The following is a 902-nucleotide window of genomic DNA, read 5'->3' on the forward strand; positions in this document are numbered from 1 at the left end:
TTCAACCAAAAAGTTTCAAGATTTTATCTATCGTTATGGCAATGACAATGCTATTGTTGGTGGGCATAGCCGTGGTACCATAACAGTAAGCAATGGAGCAAATGACTTGCAAGAACATGGTATCCACGGTGTAGCCAAGAAAACAGACTTCTATCTTGTTGGAGCGGCTGCTCACATGCAATCGATGGCCAATACAGTAGATTATCTAAGCGATGGCGAAAAAAATTATATCTACATACAAGGCCATATGTTAGACCCCGTAAGTACAATCATTGGTTTTAATTTTCCTACAGCTTATGGGGTACGTTCCAAACCATATGATTCATTACATCCGTTAATTCTACCCCTCAGAGAGATGGGGGGAGCGATCATCGGCTATAATCCTAGTACCCATAATTGTTATGCTGATGCAAGTGCTAAGTGTAAAAATGATTACGGTTCATTTGATTTTATAAAATTTTATTCCACGAGAACAGGGAACAAAAAATGAAAATACGATTTAACTTATTGAGCCTGCTCATTCTATTAAGTATTACTGGATGTGATATGGACAAATCTCCTCCAGGGGAAGTATATGGGTGGATCAAGCCAGGAGCAGACTTTACCGAGGTAGGAAAAGCCTTATTAGAATGTGGCATGCCACATCTTAATTATCTTGAGGCTGAAAATCAAAAGCTCAGCAATAATGATAATGCAACAATTTATGCTTGTATGATTCAAGCAGGATTCCGTGACAGATATGGCGGTCCATCTTGGTGTGTGAATCATTGGAGGGAAAACCTTCCGATTTGTCGACCAGGCGCGGTCATTCCGAAACGAAGTGTTGAAAAGCGCTTAAACAGCCCTTTTTGTAAAAGGTATAAAAACGCATCTGAATGCAAACCTTAAGTGTTGCTGTTTGT

At 39.7% G+C, this 902-nt stretch carries 2 protein-coding genes; both read left to right on the forward strand.

What is annotated here, in order from left to right; all coding sequences use genetic code 11:
- The coding region (locus tag ACFIM8_RS09140) for a hypothetical protein (protein WP_375614834.1) at positions 1-490 on the forward strand (490 nt) is incomplete at its 5' end.
- Entirely contained in the window at positions 487-888 is a 402-nt protein-coding gene (locus ACFIM8_RS09145; RefSeq protein ID WP_375607612.1) for a hypothetical protein, read from the forward strand. The genes ACFIM8_RS09140 and ACFIM8_RS09145, both read left to right, overlap by 4 nt.
- Positions 889-902 lie beyond the last annotated feature (14 nt).

It is taken from the genome of Bartonella sp. AC535YNZD (assembly GCF_042196625.1).
Classification (GTDB): Bacteria; Pseudomonadota; Alphaproteobacteria; order Rhizobiales; family Rhizobiaceae; genus Bartonella.

What these genes read in the sequence shown, in the direction of transcription:
- ACFIM8_RS09145 (WP_375607612.1), top strand. Translation starts at nt 487, where the DNA reads ATGAAAATACGATTTAACTTATTGAGCCTGCTCATTCTATTAAGTATT.